The 17,851-nt window shown below is 36.1% G+C and carries 13 protein-coding genes; 4 read left to right on the top strand and 9 right to left on the bottom strand.

The annotated features are described in order from the left end of the window. Positions 1-183 precede the first annotated feature (183 nt). On the top strand, positions 184-1,836 hold the full coding sequence (locus tag F6K18_RS17370; RefSeq protein ID WP_287522492.1) for an ATP-binding protein: 1,653 nt from the start codon (positions 184-186) through the stop codon (positions 1,834-1,836). Between the two features lie 156 nt (positions 1,837-1,992). Here the strand turns inward: F6K18_RS17370 and F6K18_RS17365 are convergent, their stop codons facing one another. Further along, positions 1,993-2,154, bottom strand: coding sequence for a hypothetical protein (locus F6K18_RS17365; RefSeq protein WP_287522491.1), 162 nt, complete (start codon positions 2,152-2,154; stop codon positions 1,993-1,995). Between the two features lie 280 nt (positions 2,155-2,434). Between F6K18_RS17365 and F6K18_RS17360 the strand changes: the two genes are divergently transcribed. Further along, positions 2,435-3,019, top strand: coding sequence for a hypothetical protein (locus F6K18_RS17360; protein ID WP_287522489.1), 585 nt, complete (start codon positions 2,435-2,437; stop codon positions 3,017-3,019). Between the two features lie 666 nt (positions 3,020-3,685). On the opposite strand, the gene F6K18_RS17355 is transcribed toward F6K18_RS17360, so the two are convergent. The 6 genes from F6K18_RS17355 to F6K18_RS17330 form a co-directional block, all read right to left on the bottom strand. After that, a complete protein-coding gene (locus F6K18_RS17355) occupies positions 3,686-4,378 on the bottom strand; it encodes a sigma-70 family RNA polymerase sigma factor (RefSeq protein WP_287522487.1) in 693 nt (230 codons plus the stop codon). Between the two features lie 656 nt (positions 4,379-5,034). Continuing rightward, the gene (locus F6K18_RS17350; protein WP_124147728.1) at positions 5,035-5,478 is read right to left on the bottom strand and encodes a YbjN domain-containing protein; all 444 of its coding nucleotides are present in this window, start codon (positions 5,476-5,478) and stop codon (positions 5,035-5,037) included. Between the two features lie 885 nt (positions 5,479-6,363). Beyond that, on the bottom strand, positions 6,364-8,538 hold the full coding sequence (locus tag F6K18_RS17345; protein WP_287522486.1) for a hypothetical protein: 2,175 nt from the start codon (positions 8,536-8,538) through the stop codon (positions 6,364-6,366). Between the two features lie 188 nt (positions 8,539-8,726). Continuing rightward, complete coding sequence (locus F6K18_RS17340) at positions 8,727-10,043, bottom strand: transposase (protein WP_287522484.1); 1,317 nt, start codon at positions 10,041-10,043, stop codon at positions 8,727-8,729. A 205-nt stretch (positions 10,044-10,248) separates the two neighbouring features. Then, entirely contained in the window at positions 10,249-12,069 is a 1,821-nt protein-coding gene (locus F6K18_RS17335) for a hypothetical protein (RefSeq protein ID WP_287522482.1), read from the bottom strand. Positions 12,070-12,787: 718 nt separating this feature from the next. Then, the gene (locus tag F6K18_RS17330) at positions 12,788-12,910 is read right to left on the bottom strand and encodes a hypothetical protein (protein ID WP_287284463.1); all 123 of its coding nucleotides are present in this window, start codon (positions 12,908-12,910) and stop codon (positions 12,788-12,790) included. A gap of 104 nt (positions 12,911-13,014) precedes the next feature. On the opposite strand from F6K18_RS17330, the gene F6K18_RS17325 reads away from it, so the two are divergent. Then, entirely contained in the window at positions 13,015-13,539 is a 525-nt protein-coding gene (locus F6K18_RS17325) for a phycobiliprotein lyase (RefSeq protein WP_287522480.1), read from the top strand. Between the two features lie 98 nt (positions 13,540-13,637). Next, positions 13,638-13,805 carry a hypothetical protein gene (locus F6K18_RS17320; protein WP_287522478.1) on the top strand — a complete coding sequence of 56 codons (168 nt, stop codon included), beginning with the start codon at positions 13,638-13,640 and terminating at the stop codon, positions 13,803-13,805. A gap of 246 nt (positions 13,806-14,051) precedes the next feature. On the opposite strand, the gene F6K18_RS17315 is transcribed toward F6K18_RS17320, so the two are convergent. Together F6K18_RS17315 and F6K18_RS17310 are read right to left on the bottom strand one after the other, a co-directional pair. Further along, entirely contained in the window at positions 14,052-14,612 is a 561-nt protein-coding gene (locus F6K18_RS17315) for a hypothetical protein (protein WP_287522476.1), read from the bottom strand. Positions 14,613-15,299: 687 nt separating this feature from the next. Further along, a complete protein-coding gene (locus tag F6K18_RS17310; RefSeq protein ID WP_287522560.1) occupies positions 15,300-16,889 on the bottom strand; it encodes a hypothetical protein in 1,590 nt (529 codons plus the stop codon). Between the last annotated feature and the right edge of the window lie 962 nt (positions 16,890-17,851).

The following is a 17,851-nucleotide window of genomic DNA, read 5'->3' as shown; positions in this document are numbered from 1 at the left end:
AGTAGGTGAACATAAATAAATGCAATATTAGAGAGGGCTGGTTTTTAGAACTCATCGCGCTTAATTCAAAGCTTTCAGTTAAACCCGCCCCTACAATTTTTTTAACGTTTAATTAGACCTACCTACTTACTGACTACTTATCCTTTATACTATGTTTTGAACTGCGAAATGTAGGTGATAAAAATGTTTCAAATAACTCGTCGTCGTTTAGCAATTTGGTACACTACGGTCACAGCTATTTTATTACTTATATTTGTCACAGGATTTTATATCTATTTCCGAAATACCTTGATCGAACGTATCGACGATACTTTACTTCATGTCGTAGAAGTAGTAGAGCGATCACTAGTCATCGAATCTTTCCCCACTAAAAATAGTAAAAAATTTCGTGTTAACCTCGAAGCTAGCTTTCGAGATAATGCCAATACTGTAGAAGATGACCATATCGACCTTGAATGGTTTAGCTCCACAGGAGAACTAATTTGGTCAACCTTTTCTGCTCCCCTAAATATTCCCATACATTCCAACCGCACTGGAGAAACAGTACGAATAACCCCTCACTTGGAAAAAGTTGAAACATTACAACAACCCATAGATAATAATTTACTACTACGACAGATAACAGACAGAGTAGAAGTCGATCGCCAAGTCTTGGGATATTTGCGAGTCAGTCATCCTTGGTTTGAAGTAACAAAGCCAATTCGCCAGTTAATGCTAGACTTAAGTATCATTACCTGTTTAGTCATAATTTCAGTAGGAGCAATTGGTTGGTTACTTTCTGGGTTAGCAATACAACCAGTACGGGAGTCTTATCAACATCTGAAAAAGTTTACTGCTGATGCTTCCCACGAACTTCGCAACCCCATAGCAATGATTCAAACTAATGTACAAGTTGCTTTAGCAGACCGGGAGTTAGCATCATCCGAACATCAGCAACAATTACAAGTCATTGAACGTTTGACTCGTCGGTTAGGAAAACTGGTAGATGATTTACTATTTTTGGCACGTCAAGATAGTGGAATAGTACAGTCACAGTTTTCATCAGTACCATTAGATGCTTTATTGATAGAAGTAGTAGAAGAACAACAAGCGATCGCTACTGCCCAAGAGATAAATCTAGAATTAAAAATTTCCCTACCCGACCTTATTGAAAAGGTAGTTGAAGAAGGAGTCAGGAGTCAGGTAGGGGAGCCGTCGGATTGGCGACGTACAGGAGTCAGGAGGGAAAATTGCATGGGGTATCTCACCTCAAACAATTTTGAACACCGTGTAGACGGTGGGGAATTAAACCCGCAAAAAAAAGATAAAAATCAAGACAAATTCTCAACGATCAACAATCTTGTATCTGAGGAAGATATTACAATCACAGGAGATTGGGACCAACTAGCAAGGTTATTTACAAATCTGATTAGTAATGCAATTCAGTATACCCCATCTGGTGGTCAGATAGTAGTAGAGTTGCAGCGCTTTCCCAAAGTCAAAAAAGCAACTTTAAGGACTCACAAAAGGGAACTAGACAATAGCTCTAAAAGTAGTGCAGTAATTTTCAGAGGTTGTCAAAACCTTCAATATAAATATGACTGCCTTCAAATAACAGTCAAAGATAATGGTATTGGTATTCCCATTAATACATTATCGCGTTTATTCGATCGCTTTTATCGAGTAGACCCTGCTCATTCACATCATGGTACAGTTGGGTCAGGTTTAGGGTTAGCGATCGCTCTAGCTATTATAGAAAATCATTATGGCCAAATATCTATCGAGAGTCATCCTCAAGTTGGTACTATGGCCACAGTTACTTTGCCGATAAATCAGAGTCATATCAAATCCGGTTGAATACTTATTATATAGTTGTGGGAGATGGGGAGATGGGGAGATTGAAGTGTGGATAGAATCATAAACATATACTGTATAACCGGATTATATATTAGAAGTTAGATTTGATCGGCTAAAAACTAAAAAAATTGACAATACAATAGTTTCAGGCAATTATCATTTTCTTTGTGGGTTTAATACCCCACCGTCTACACGGTGTTCAAAATTACTTGGGGGAGCGTAGACGCGGAGCGGCCCTTCGTTGACTATCCCCATGTAATTTTCCTCCTGTCTCCTGTCTCCTGTCTCCTGTCTCCTGTCTCCTTCTTCAATTGACATTTATAAATGCTCAAAGTTAGTCAGAGATTACTTCTGACTTCTGTACGGGTGAATGGCCATTTGCTAACGCAGAAGCTCTCCGCTTTATATGTTGCGGAGCAAAACGCCCCTACTAACTTCTGACTTGCGCGTAGCGCTATAAAACCTGCCCACAAGTCGTTTCCATCCACCGCTTAAAAGACGGTGGTTTAACACTTACCGATTTTTTATGATGATTCAATATCTTTCTAAACTTGTTAAAAAAACTCCGATCATTAGTACCATTTGTAGCAGTTTAATCATGGGACTAATTACAGTTGCTCTAGCTGGAGGGCCTCCACCTGGTACTACTAAGCCACCTGCTCAACCTTCAAGAAAAGAACCTGCTGAAGTTGAAGAGAATACAGAACCTCGTCGTCGTCAACCTCCTGCTAGTAAACCATCTGGTCGTCAAGGAAAACCAGTAGAGGCAGAACCAGAGAATACAGAACCTCGTCGCCGTCAACCCCCTAATGTAGGAAACCCTGCTGGCCAGCAGCAAGAGATTAATGAAATACCACCACAATTTCCTGAGCCAGCAGGTAGGGTTACGCCTGTTGAAGGTCTCATTACTTTAAGATTAATTAATCAAACGGATGCCGTAATTAAATATCAGGTAATTGGTGGCCGACATAGGACTCTAGGAGAAAGGTCAGTAGTAGAAATATATGAATTGCCAGTCCCATTAACGTTAACCTACCAACGTCCTGATGGAGGGTTATTATTAGTAAGTCCTCGGGGTATTTCTCCTAGAGTATTAGAGGTGAGGTTTAATTCCACAGAAAATTTTGATTTAGATACTAAGTCACTAAATATTACTGGGGGAGGAGGAGTATTTTTGAACTAGGTTAATTTAAAGACAAATTTGAGGTCTGAAGTTTTTAAGTTACCATCTACATAACTTTCAATCCTAAGTTAAATTTAAAAAATTTCGGCAGAAGACCTACTTCATCATAAAAATTCGGTAAGTGGGAAACCACCGTCTTTTAAGCGGTGGATGGAAGCGACTCGACGGGTTTTAACCCGTAGTCAAAAAAATGTGTTATTATCAATTAATAACTTAAAAAGTAGCCTCAATGGCCTTTTAGCCGGAGAGAGTAGTGGCAATTGACACCGCCTAGTGGACTGCTGCTGTATACGTACTATGGTACGGTACTGGCAATGTGGTTGTTTTGCCTAGCGGCATACTTCGTAAACGAGCAATGTGAAAATCGTGGTTTTAACCCGATAGAAAGCTCCTCTGAAGAATCCACGCGACTTTAGTCCGTGGAGTGTCAAAGGGGACGTTTTGCTAATGCAAAGCTTTCCTAAGTAATTCTATGGAAACGCAAACAGCATGAATACCGAACAATGTTGTGCAATAGCTAAAGAAAGAGTTGCTTGGTAGATAAATTAACGATCGACCTTAGACAGAGAAATGTTTTTTGTGACTTTTGCCTGTTCCCTATTTGGTAAATATCTGTCTTTGAAATATCAGGACTTCTACCATAGCGCAGTCTTGAACTTAACTACATCAGGATTCTGGTTCTTTTGAAACTTTGAGAAACTGATTTATACTCGTACTAACTTGTTTCATATCATCATTAAAATAGATAGCTTTAATATCCTCTGGTAAATTATTATCTAGATGATGGTATCCCTGCTGCAACAAAGATTTTATCTCCTGAGATGAAATAGTTTCTCCCTCAGCTTGGAGATATGCTGCAATTCTTGTTTCACTCCAGTGAAAAGTTTGAGACATTAACAGAATCAAGCGCAATAGTGCCTCTAACTGGTCTAATACTTGCCTAACATAGCACCATAAAGGTGGTGGAGCTACCTGTAAAGAATAACGAATTGATTCAACAGGAGGAATTTCTGCTTGGTTAAGACTAATAGCTGTAACATTTATTAACCAATTCTGGAGAGTAGTATTTTCCTGGGTTGGATCTGCCCCCTCTCGTAAATCTAGGCCACGCAGTTCATAAAATATATGTTGCCAAGTTTGGGCAAATAGATAATCTGCTTGAACAGGGGATCGCACGGAATGTTGAATTAAAGTTTGGACTATCATACCATAGCGACAAAAAATCGCTACGAAGTATTTTCCTTGGTCTGGATAGTTTTGAAATAAGGTTAATAGTTCCTGGTCACTATGATGGAATAGTGACTTAACTATAGGGTGATTAGATTCAGGAAATGTGTAAGTAGGGTCTGTTTTTAGCATAAAGTATGAAAAATTTAGATTAATGAATATTCAGTCGAACCACTATTAATTCTAAAATAAGGCAATTAAAATTATTAAAAAGCTTTCAATACCTAATTCTATACCTAATTCTATGCACTGCTTTTTTAGGCTGAAGTGCTAATAGCTGAAGTGCTAATAGCTGATAGCTAGTTAAGCTGTTCAGAATTTAGGCATTGCTAAATAAATGTATGATATTACATAAGTCAGATGTTAGGAGATGAAAAGGAGTTTTTTCCTAACTATTAGAGTGGAGAGAGGTCTAATAAACATCTCCAATCATAAAAAATAAAATCAATTATCGCACATAAATTACTAATTTTTTCCGCTTACTCCCTCTTTTCTGGCTATGCTTTATAAACATCTTTCTTAAGAGTAAACTTGACAAAATAGACAAGTTATGTATAAGTACTTGAGAGACTTTTTCCTCAAAAATAATGTATTGAAAAGTACATTTTTTTGAGAACTTAAGCAGCGATCGCTACTGCTAAATTGACTTTTTCTATCTTCTCCCCTGCTCCCTCTCTTGGTGCGTTACCAGATGCGTCTGTCGCACCCCGCGGGGTTGCACCGCTGCTCCCCTGCTCTCCACAAAGTTTTCAGAAGTTCCTGATAATGGATAGCTTTTCTGGAGATGTCTAATATATTCTGTCCATGGCCCTATGTCCTCCCCACTGTTCAACAATTTTATCGTCGTATTCATCAGAAATTGCTAAAACTGCTTTTACAGATGCTTCTAATTCTGGTTTATCGCAAGTAGAACCAACTATTGTATGTTCAAATATAATACTATTATTTTCATCTATACCAAAAGCACCAAAGCGCATTTTACTATTTTCTTGCAGTAAAAATTTCATCAAATCTGCTTTTAAATCTACATTTGTCACCACATAGGAGCGAGTATTAATTATTGCCTCATTATCTCCCCAAGCAAAAACAGATATTTCAACTAAAGCAGAACCCATAAACAAAGTAACACCTGGTAAATCTTGTCTCACACAGGGAAATTTATCAAATAATTCTCTCATCCAGAGAGAAATTTTGTTGTAGCAAGCTTCTTGTACATTCGTCTCAAATTGCATTATTTTTCTCCAAAAGCTTTACTAGAAACTAGCCATTACAAAAAAATATAATAACTATAATATATCAATTTTTGCACTTTGAGATAAAATAGACTGTAAGTTTATGATTTTCTTAGGATACAATTATGAGTGAAATATTAACACCTAGTTTAGTAGCCCAAATTCTCACTGCATTAGGATCGGTGGGTTTTTTATTCCTGGCAATTCAAGCATTGCGACTACTAAAACAATAACTATTAAAACAACAATGATGTTGATACATTGATTTCTATCGGGTGGTCGCAGTAATATTCGATCAAAAGCCAGTTATTTTGAGATTATTTAGACATCTCCAAAAATCAAAAATAAAATCAATTATTATCCATAGATTCTCAATTATTTATCCGGTTTTCCCTCTTTTATAGAGATGTCTATTAAGCGATCGCTCTGTAATATCATGTCCAGTTAATCTCATCCTCGACAAACTTTCTCTTCTATCCTTCTTTGCCTGATTTTCCCCCTATTGCCTACTCCCTCTAATACCAATTTAAAAAAAGAATGTTACGAATAATTGGGGGTGATTAAAAGATTTTATCAAAGATATCCCTTTGATGAAAAAGATAAGTTTTAACCTAAAAAATGGTATAGAAGCCATTCATTCTGTACGTCGCCAATCCGACATCTCCCCTACCTGTACGGACAAACGGCCGTTTGCCCTACCACTGACTCCTAAGAAATAGCCTAGCTATTTGTAACAAAAATTTATCAAATTTGTATAATGCCATGACCATGTCTGGATGATTAAGTATAATCAAAATGTTATATTGAAGCGCTCTTGAAGGAATATCCCAAATTTCTGCTCCGTTTCCAGTGTTCGATCTTGAGCTTACACCTACGACCTACGACCTAAGAACTTTCTAATGTTAAAAAATGTACCCTTCCAGAGGCTTCACCAACAATAATTTTTACTCCATCTTCTGCCACAGCGCAACATTCTAAGGAACTCTCTCCTGTAAAATGGGCGATCGCCCGTCGCTTTTCTAAGTCCCAAACTTTGAGAGTATGATCATCAGATGCAGAAATCACTTGCTTACCATTTGGTGTTACTGCAACTGAACTTACCCAGTCAGTATGACCGCTCAAACTAAATAGTTCCTCTGTAGTCTCTAAGCACCAAACTTTAATAGTTTTGTCAAAAGACCCAGAAATCACTCGCTTGCCATCTGGTGTTACTGCCAAAGCTTTCACCCACCCATTATGACCGACTAAAGTAGAAACTTCTTTCCCAGTTTCCAAGCACCAAATTTTAATAGTTTTATCAAAAGACCCAGAAATCGCTCGTTTACCATCTGGTGTTACAATCGCTGAACTTACCCAGTCAGTATGTCCTATGAGAGTAGAAACTTCCCGTAAAGTTTCTAAACTCCAGACTTTTAGAGTTTGGTCAGACAAACAGGCGATCGCTCGTTTACCCTCTGGTGTAACTGCCACAGCAAAAATACATCTAGTGTTACCTTCTATCGTCAACAATTCCTTTGCTGTTTCCAAACTCCAAATTTTGAGAGTGTTATCATCAGAAGCTGAAATAATACGTTTTCCTGGTAATGCAGCTACTGAATTGACTCGATCGGTGTGACCTTTAAGAGTACAAACTGATTTGGTTGTCTTGAAACTCCAGACTTTGATTGTGTGATCCCAAGATGCTGATACTGCTTGTAGACCTGGCAGCGCTGCTGCTGCATTCACCCTATTAGTATGCCCGATCGCGGGAGGTAGTTCTTCAGAGGTATCAAGACTCCACACTTTGAGAGTAAAATCATCAGAACCTGAAATTATGCGTCCATCTGGTAAAACTGCAACTGCATATACTGAATCAGCATGACCTTTGAGAGCAAATAACTCTTCTTCTGTCTGGAGACTCCAAACTTTGAGAGTATTGTCGGAAGCAGCAGAAATAATTCCCTTATTGTCTGGAGCTACTGCTACTGCATTTATCCCTTTGGTATGACCTTTGAATGTCAAAATAGTTTTTTGACTGTGCAGATTCCAAACTTTAATTGTGTTGTCAGAAGAACCGGAAATTACTTGTCCTTCTGGAAGTGTTGTTACACTTCTCACACCACCCGTATGACCTTTTAGTGTCAATACTTCTTCTTTTGTCTGGAGATTCCAAATTTTGAGAGTGCGATCAGATGAGCCTGAAATAATTTCTTGATCAGATAATACTGCTAACGAATTGACCCAACCTTTATGACCAGTGAGGGTAATTTCTTCTTTTTGTGTTTCAATATTCCAGACTTTAATCGTATGATCTGAAGAACCGGAAACTACTCTACCATCTGGTAATACTGCCACTGCTCTTACTCCTCTTGTATGACCAGTGAGTGTGATCAATTCTTTAGTTGTTTCTAGGTTCCAAATTTTGATGCTGAAGTCATCAGACCCGGAAACCACCCATTTATCATTTAATAATGCTATAGCTCTAATTCTCGCCTTGTGACCAGTTAAGGTTGCTATTTCTTTCCCTGTTTCCAGGTTCCAAACTTTGAGAGTATTGTCAGCAGAACCAGAAATCACCAATCCTTCAGGGGTGACAACTACTGCATTTACCCAACCAGTGTGACCGATGAAGGTGCGTAGTAATCTACCTCCTGGAGGTGTGAGACTTGGTGCCATTGGTCTTAACCAGGGTGTCCGGTTCCAGGATTTTGCTTGTTGTAGCATTTTCTGAATTTCTGGTATTTCAAAAGATAGCAGTCGCCCCCACAATTGTCCTGGTAATTGCGTTTTATCTTCCACAAGAATATGAGATGATAGTTCAATTGCCCCTTGAATTAATTTTAGAGTTTTAACTTTTTCACTTGAAGTCCATACATTAGAATGCATGGCTTCCTCATAATCATTTAATAGATATTCTACTCCGAATAAATATAGTCTTGATTCGATAAAATCAAAATCTGTGAGTAAGCGATGCAATTGCTCTGTATCAGATTCACTCACGAGAAAACCTGGTAAAGTTTCTAAAAGATAGTATTGATCTTCTAGGGGCATTTGAGCTAAATTTTCTCTAAACTCACCCATTTCAATTTCCTTGTTATACTGATGTAAACTAATAGATATCTGTGCAAAATTAATTTAACATCTTTAAGCAGGGAGTAGGGAAAAAAATATACTTGTATGCTTGAGCAGTAGATATAAAAATAATTTTGCCCACCTATTTAATATGACCATCAAATATACAATTAATTTAGCTTTAGTGCTTATACATTTTATACATTTTTGACACTCCCCGCGCTCTTCGCGACGGTGATTCTTGGTTTGCTGACGCAACGCTGCGCGAACATCGACTCGCCATCACTTGACAGGCCGAAGCCAACCAAGCCAGAGGGCAAATCTCCCGCAAGCGTATTAGCTTCCCTGTGCCCCAAGGTACTGAGCGCTTTTTTTAGGATGTTTTTGGCTGCATTAATATCCCTATCTTCTACATAGCCACAATGAGGACAAATATGAGTTCTAGTTGATAGAGACTTTTTAACTTTCCCACCGCAATTAGAACAATTTTGAGAAGTATTTTGTGGCGATACAGCAATAGTTAATTTGCCGTACTTTCTTCCAAAATGTTCTAACCATTGTCGAAAAGTTGACCATCCAACATCACTGATTGATTTGCTTAAATGTCGATTTTTTACCATGCCTTTAACATTTAAGTCTTCGTAGGCTATCAAATCGTTAGATTGAATCACGGAATATGCTACTCCCTGGCAATATTCTTTTCGCTGCCTACTTACTCTTAAATGCTTTTTGGCATATCGACATCTGGCTTTATGGTAGTTTTTAGACTGCGGTTTTGCGCCCTTTTTGTACTTCTTGGATTTCTGTCGATTAGCACGGTTTAACTTCTTTTCCGATTGCCGATAAAACATTGGATTTTCTACAGTATTGCCATTACTATCTGCTAAGAAATATTTGATGCCAACATCTAAACCGACTGCTTTTCCTGTTGGCTCAGTTTCAACTTTAACATTTGCTTTAATAGCAAATTGGGAATAATAACCATCAGCACGTTTTATCAACCTAACTCGTTTAATCTGGTCTAGTTGATAATAGTTAAGGTCATAAGTTCCCTTCAACTTAAGCTTACCAATACCTTTTTTGTCCTTGAATGTAATCGCTTTCCTATTCTCAGATATCTTCCAGCCAGACGTTTTATATTCTAAAGAACGGCAATACTTTTTGAATTTAGGATAACCTCTCTTGGTGCGCGTTCCCTTGCGACTGTCGTCGTCGCGGGGTCGCACCGCTTTTTTACCGGGTATTTGCTTCTTGCAGTTATCGTAAAATCGACTAATCGCACTCCAAGCTCTTTCTGTCGCAGACTGTCGAGCCATTGAATTTAGTTCATTAACAAAAGCAAATTCTTTAGCTAATACAGCGCAATGTTTATTAAGGTCATATTTGCTTACACCTTTATTGTCCATCCAATACCTCAAGCACTTGTTTTGAATGAACTGAGATGTCCTAATCGCCTCGTCTATTGCACGATATTGGAATTCTTTTGCTTTCACTTTAAACTCATAAATTATCATAGCCCGACCTTACCATCTTTATGCTTGGTATTATAGCATAATTGACTGAGAAAATGTTAAGAAAAACGAAGTATTTTTTGTTAAGATATTTAACGGCGACTCAAGTCGTCCGTTCACTTTTCATCCACGCGCTGGAGCGACGTGGTTTTCAAGAAGAGCGAACTTTTCTGATAATATTGAGAATGAGGATATCCCCTACTCCTTTTTAGGCATTTTTGTAAACCATTCCTAACAAATTATTTTTGATTTGTTTTTCCATACTTTCGATTTCAATTAATGATTCTACTTCTTGGACGATATCTTTTCGGTAAAGAAAGTCTTGAAATGCAGCATGATATATGCTATAAACTGGTTTTCCTTCTGTTTGATAAATTCGCAGAAATTGTGCCCACTCATCCAGAATTTCTTGAACTATTAAGGAAATTTCTCCACTAAATTTTGCTAACATTCTGCAGGATACTGGTTTACGAGTTTTTGTTAAGAAATATATGACTTTTAATTTAGTTACAGGCAATGGTTTGACATTCATTTTCATTCGATGCCAGTGTTGATCGTAATATTTCTCTAAACCTTGAGGTAAACTTTCTAAGTTAATATCTCTATAGTTACCTTGCTCAATATCATCAAGTACATATTTTAAGTACATGAAATTATTTTCACTATTGCTGGCTATAGATTCGACAAATTCTTCTAATGTTAAGCCTCTTTGTTCGATCCATTCTTTTACTGCTGGTCGTTTTGTGCGCAGACGAATAAATAGTTTGACATCTTCTAGACTTTCATTAGGATAAATCATTAAGTCAAAAATCTTCTGCGGTGCCGAAATGACTAACGGTAGTGGGTCAGACCTCTTAGTAAGCAGAAAATAAACTTTATTGGGTAAGTTTGCTGGTAAGTAAAGCACATTAGCCGCTCCACTTTGACTACTTAAATCGACTTCATCTAAAGCATCAACTGCAATTATGAGTTTTTCTCCTGGTGTTAGTTGGGCACTAATTTCGTTTAGTAGTTTTGATAGAAAGTTGCCATTGCTAGTGTTATCCGGATGTAATGGTAGTTCATAAGGCAAGTTATAGCCTTCAATTAGCTGGGTACAGATACTCTTAAGAAAATCTTCAGCCCTAGTTCTACCTTCTGATAATAAATTGAAATAGGCAAGACAACTTGTGCGACGTACATATTCGGCTATGATTGTACTTTTGCCTACTCCTGGGTCTGCTTCGATGATAAAATATCCTTTAGATTGGTTATGGATGAAATCTTCAATGGCATCAAAAACAAAACCCCGTCCCAAAAATCCTTCAGTTTTATCTGCTATTAATGCAGCAAAGTCAGCAGGTATTACCTGACATTGTTGCATCTGTTTACGCAGCAGTAATATTAACTGTTCTAAGTGAGTATTAGCTCCACCAATACCTGCAATTATTCTGTCTATATCTTGACGGTAGTCACCAACAAATTGATCGACTCTTCTCTCTATTTTGTTGGTCACATCAACAAGACAACTGATATCTTCACCTGCTGTTGCTAGCATATCGTGTACTAAGGCTTGAAATACTGTACTTTCTGTTCTCAGCTCGTGGCGAAATTGATGGACTGTAATTGACACTAATTTAGTTTCCACTAGCACAGATAATTCTTTTGGAGCGTGTTTGAGCCACTTATCTTTGCTTTGCAGTCTAGACATCACGACTTTCACTATTGCTTCTTCTTCTCTACCTTGAGGTAGATGAGTTATTCTTTGCTTGTGTGTTTGCACTAAATCTAGTATCATTAGTGCATCTTTCTCCATTTCTGTTAGTCTGCCTTCAATTTCAGCTTTATCTTGCCTCCACTGGGATAGTTTTTGAGATTCTTTACGAATTACCTGTAAAGCCTTACAATATGAAGTTACTAACGCTGTCTGTATTACCTGATTCTTTTCATCAGCTTTCTTTGCTGCCCACTTACTTACCCAATGCCATGTGACACTGGTTGCTTGTTCAAGTCCTGCACCCGCAAAAAGGGTTAATATCTCTATGAGCATAGTTTAGTACCCTTGACTTATACCATATTTAGTGATATATAATAATTTTAATAGCATAGCTTAACCTTAATATCTACCACAATTTGATGTTTTTGGAAAGAGTTATCGTCACAATTATGGTTTTTTAGTCCAATTGAATTCTCTTTTTTGATTCATCTATTGTTGCTGGGATCAAGCTATAGTTTGATTTTTGATTTTTTTACCTCCTAAGAAAATCAAATATATTTGCGATAATAAAAATTCTTTGCTTGCTTATTACAGTTTTTGTTGATTAGACATCTTCAGCCAATCAATTAATTAGTTATCAGCATTTCAGCATTTCCGTACCGGAATGCTCCGCAAACAGTTTTCAGAGTGCTAAAAGCTTGGGTTTAAATCCCCTATTATAGCTTGTCTTTTTTATCCCTATGTCTATTGTGGCTAACTTAGCTAGGAAATAATTATTTTTTACAGTTGTTCTGAAAATATGCGATCACTATTATTTGAATTTATGAAAATCAACCTTTAGATGAAAATTAGTAACATCAAAAAAAAATACAGATTGACAATATTATACATAATTATTTAATGTTATGAGTGTTAAAATATTCAAGTTAATAATTAAGATATTATTTTCTAACTCTAATAGCCTAATATCTCATCTATTATAGATCATTCAATAGAGAAAAGCTACTAGAGGCTAAAATATATAATGTTTTTATTTCAGTAATAATAAAATTTAGTAGTTAGTAGCTCTAGATATAATAGTAACATTCGCTGCAATTCCAAAATTTGAAGCTGTTTGAGAAGCGTGCCAATTACCTATTACCCATTGACCTTCACAGATATTATTGGTATTCAATCGTTAGCGCAACTCCCCTAGAAAGGGGCACATGATATAAGTGCCATATATGCCAATCAGTGCAACAATAGTATTGATTCAGAATTAATACTATTAGCAGGTTAATGGACATTATCGAATTTTTGCAGTTGAGTGCAGGTCAATGGTTTTCCCAACGCACGATTCACAATTTAGTTTCCGGGGAGTTGCAAGCAGGCAAATCAGAAGTAAATGTTGAAATATTAGAAAAAACAAATCCCACAGTAATCAAGTTGTGCGAACAACATCAAACTGACCCAAGTGTAGCTCAATTAGTAGGGTTGCAGATTAACTGGAATGGTACTATCAACCGAGAGCAAGTGAAAGATATAGGTGCAACAATGTTGATAGTTATTCCTAATTCTGACGACCCCCACCAAGGTAGATTATTGCAGGATAAAGGGGATGGTAAGAGTACAAATATCAGTGGTCGATATATTATGGGGAGTGATGATGTTTTAACATTTATTACTGAGTCGGAAGATTTATACGCGGAGGAACGTTTCTGGTATTTGATGCCTAATTTACGGTTACGCACCAGTGTAGTTAAAAGACCATTAGGTTTTACTCTAGCTTCTTTTTGCTCAGAAATTCGCCGAGTGAAAAATTAAACTGGATCATATTGGTTGCTTGATCGTCAGAAAACATCTCCAAAGAAGAATCTGTAGGGGTGAGTTATTTGTATCTTACTTGATAAACTCACCCTAATATGTTATATCATGTCCGTTTAATTAGGGTTTGCGCTCAAAAGTCTTTTAGTAGGGGTAGGAGACAGCTATACTGGAGACAGGAGACAGGAGGAACGGGGAATTGTAGAGGAGGTAGTCGGAAAAATTGTAAGAGTGATTTTTCTGCCATAATCGCCCCAAAACACTAGCTTTTTGAGCTTGAGCGACCGAAAAGCTTGCACTTTTTCAAGGCAAAAAAAGGCTGAAACCAATATCAGTCAATGCTTTGATATTTAATCAGCAAGCCCTAATTAGTTATATGAAATACAAAAAATTGTGCAAATATACCAATCTCCCCATCTCCCCATCTCCCCATCTTCTCATCAATCATCTGTAGCAAGAATTAACCTATTTCATTGCTCTTGTGTACTTTCTATTTTCTGCGATGCTTCTGTCTATTTAACTCGATCGGGTTTGCTCTGATTCGATCGCGATGCTTGACTTTTTTTTACAAATGCTTTTAGTTTAGTATAAAAATCAGTGTGTTTGATCTTAGACTGATTTGTTTTTACTGGAATATGCTCTACCAGGTCTTGAGCTGTATTTTTTGAGCTTGCCTTGAAGGGGTTTGAGGATGGATCGACTGATGTAGATGTAGAATACTCAGGAGGTTTGGATTCAGATAAACTAGGTAGTTTCTCTGGTTGTAAAGACTGAGTATCTATCTGAGATGTTAAATTTGTGAGAATATTTTTAGTAATAATATTTTGAAATTCAGAGTTGAAATGATAGACAGGTTGACCACGACGTTCCCATAATGTCAAGATTTGCTCAACACAGACAGCTTTGTAACGTCCAAGATATAGTGCCTCAACTACTGCTAAGAGAAGCCACTCTACTTGATACTTATTGTGCCAACGAGTAATAAGTTGCTCAGAAGTCTCATCAGCAAGGTCAAAATCATACTTATTTAATAGAGCCTCTGGTAAAGCAAATGTTGATGACTGTTCTGTCATTGGCCTTTGATTTTTTGCTAATAGATAATACCATTTTTCTTACAGCAGTTTCGGAGTTAGTGAGGTAAAAATTTTAGGACTTTAGGCAACAGCTCATCTGGCAACAGGCAACAGAGAATTAATAAACTGTACCTCACTCTCCGGACAAAGTGCTGTAATTATTGAGGGAGATTCAATAAGAGTGGAGAATGGGTAACAAATAAAAGTTAAATTAAGTTATCAATTCACTTTCTTACATGATGAAAAAATTGATAATTAGTATCATACCATCTCCTAATCAGTGCATTATCAATAAAATATTAAATTTTTTACTTTTGACTTACATGAAACGGATACAATTCTCCTTATCCTTATAAGTAGCTGTCTTTATTTATATTTATTAGGTATTCAAGCAAACATAATATTAATTGGGGACTCCTGATCGAACTGTTAAATTACTCGCATATAATATCACAAAGGTTAAAAGTTAAAAACATTTTTTTCTTTCACTAATAATATTGCGCTTTAAATCTGCCATTTTATGGGCGCTTAATTAGTGATAAAACAACTTTTTTTTCTCTTTTCCCTGTTCCATATTATTATGAAACCTTTTTTTTCTCCCTATTTCCTATTTCCTGATTATAGCAAGATTTTATGAGAGTTTATATAAGTAAGAAATAAAAAGCGAAGTTGTAAGAATAAATCAAGTTAAAACTTGCGCTCAATTTTCAAAGATTGACCAGGAGAAAGTTTTTTAATCTCAGTTGTTAAATCATACCAAGGTTGTAATTGATTGATTTGAAAAGTGCGACTCATTACAACATAAATAGAAGTTTGGTCGGAACCAATAGCTGCACTAATTACATCCCACCAAGATTTAGCAAAAAGTTCGTCTGTAATGTACCAAATTCCATCTTCATACTTAAAGTGGCGAGTGAAGTGGAAAGGTGCATCTTGTTTGCCAGTAATCAGAATTTTTTGTAATATTTTCCGAATAAAATTGGGGAAAAAACGCCCAAAAGTTAACATGACAAACCTGAGAATGATTAACTTCAAAGGTGACATTTGAGTTTGTTTTGCCCAACCCATATTACCAGAAATAACCAATTCATCCTGAGATATTTTTACATCATAATCCCCAGTTAAATGACTAACTGCATTTAAGATTTTATTTCCTTTTTTTACTTGGAGTGATAAATGAGTATCAGAAACAACTAATTTTTTGTCGCAAAATAGCTTAAAAACACCACCTTTTTTCATACTTACATATAATTCTGTTCCAGGTCTGCGTTTAATCAAAATTTGAGCTTCTTTTAACCAAAGACTAGCAATATCGCGATTCACATCAGCAGGTCTTTCTTGAATAAAATCCTGCCATGCTAAGAAATAATTCCAGGTATGATGACCGATAATATGGTCGTCTGCATAACAAGGAGCTAAACCATTTTTTAAGCCTACTAAAAATTGGTCGTTAATAGACAAAGCAGCGGGCAACCATTTACCTATTAATTCAAATCCATGGGGAAAAAAGTTATAGGTATTGCGACTAGAATATTCACCACCGAAAGAACCATCAGGATGAATAAATTGAGCAGCTAATTCTACTGCTGTAGTAATAGAATTTTTGAGTTTTTCACTGGGGTTTAATTCATAAATTCTGGCTAAACAAGATATAGTTAAAGTATGATAACCAGGGTCAAAACCAGAGTATTCTGTAAACCATCCTTCCTGACTCTGCCAACTTAATAATCTTTCCAGACGTGCTGCTTTAGTTGCCTCCCATTTTGAGGTTTCTAATAGTTTACTCAACAATTCTAAGGACAATACAATTAATGCTTCATGGTTAGCTAAATTGCCACTTTCATAATGATTTACTAACCAATCTGCTCGTTTTTCAAAAAAGCTGAGTACTTCATAGTTATTTAATCCCAATATTTGATAACTTTCAATACTAGCTAATAAAGAAAAAGCTGTTGCTCCACTAGCTCTTTCAAAAGGGAAATAATCATCACAAGAACCATCAATATGAGCAGTGTGGGCGGCATATAAGATGCCTGCTTCTGCCCATTTATATATCATTTCTTGCAAATAAAATTGATTATTAGGAATATCTAAGTTATAAGCTAAGGCTAAAGGTAAGACGAATTCTTGAGCCATGCCACTAGGAAAATCTATAATTTTGTAATGCCAAAAATTGCGGTCGAAACAACCATAGGTAGGACTATGATAATTGCGGTCTAACAAGGTCAATATTTTAGGAATTTGAGCAAGTGCTTCTCTGGCAAATAAATCTCTCATGTGTTCTTCTTTGGTGTCAGTTATAGTATCTTTATTAGAGTCTAAATTAGACTCTGTCTTTAATAAATCAGTTTGATTGGTGATGGATGGTCGATGGTCTTGCATAGTTATATTTTTACTACTTTATATTATGAATAATTTTCTCTACTTTATTTATTTGGCTAAAAATTAATTTTATAGCTATGAAAAATCAGGTATTATTTTTTTTACTGTATCTTACAAGCCTAATAAAAGCTAGATAGATAAAATATTTATTCTTTTTTCTTATTCCTTTTTTTCAATTTCAGCTATGGATGAACGCTTATATTGCATATTTATATTTTCACATATTGTGAAATATATATATTTTTTTTCACTAAAAATTAATTGAATAATTATTAAATTTTAGACCTCAGATATAAAATTTTTACTAAATTTAATCAACCTCATAAAATCTACATTGAGAGAGTATTTATTCTTCTTCCCTATTACCGAATAATTAATAATTAAATAATTAAATAATTAAATGATTAAATAATTCAGGTTGAAAGCTTCCTCTTTCAAGGGAAAAAAATTGTTTTTTTCCCTTTAGTCAATCCTCTCCCTTTTAGGGCTATGCTTTATCAACATCTTTCTTAACATAAAAAATTACAAAATAGACAAGTTATGTATAAGTATTTAAAAGGTTTTTGTCAGAAAAAAAGTGTATGAAAAAGTACGTTTTTTTTGATAACTTAAGTAGTTTTTTCTATATACTATGATTCTTTCCTCCCTTCTCCCCTGCTCCCCTTCTGACCACAAGGTTTTCAGGAGTTGCTGATCAGGGATAGTTTTTAGAGAGAGGTAATTATCCATTATCCATTATCCATTATCCATTATCCATTATCCATTATCCATTATCCATTAATAAACTCTTCCCTCTTTCTTATTTTGACAATCTTGTTTTCGCATTCTTACTTGAATTTCTTCCATAATTATGCGAT

This window comes from Okeania sp. SIO2C2, assembly GCF_010692625.1.
In the GTDB taxonomy this organism is placed as follows: Bacteria; Cyanobacteriota; Cyanobacteriia; order Cyanobacteriales; family Microcoleaceae; genus Okeania; species Okeania hirsuta.
The sequence above is the reverse complement of the archived record's forward strand: the minus strand, read 5'-3'. Positions and strand labels throughout refer to the sequence as shown.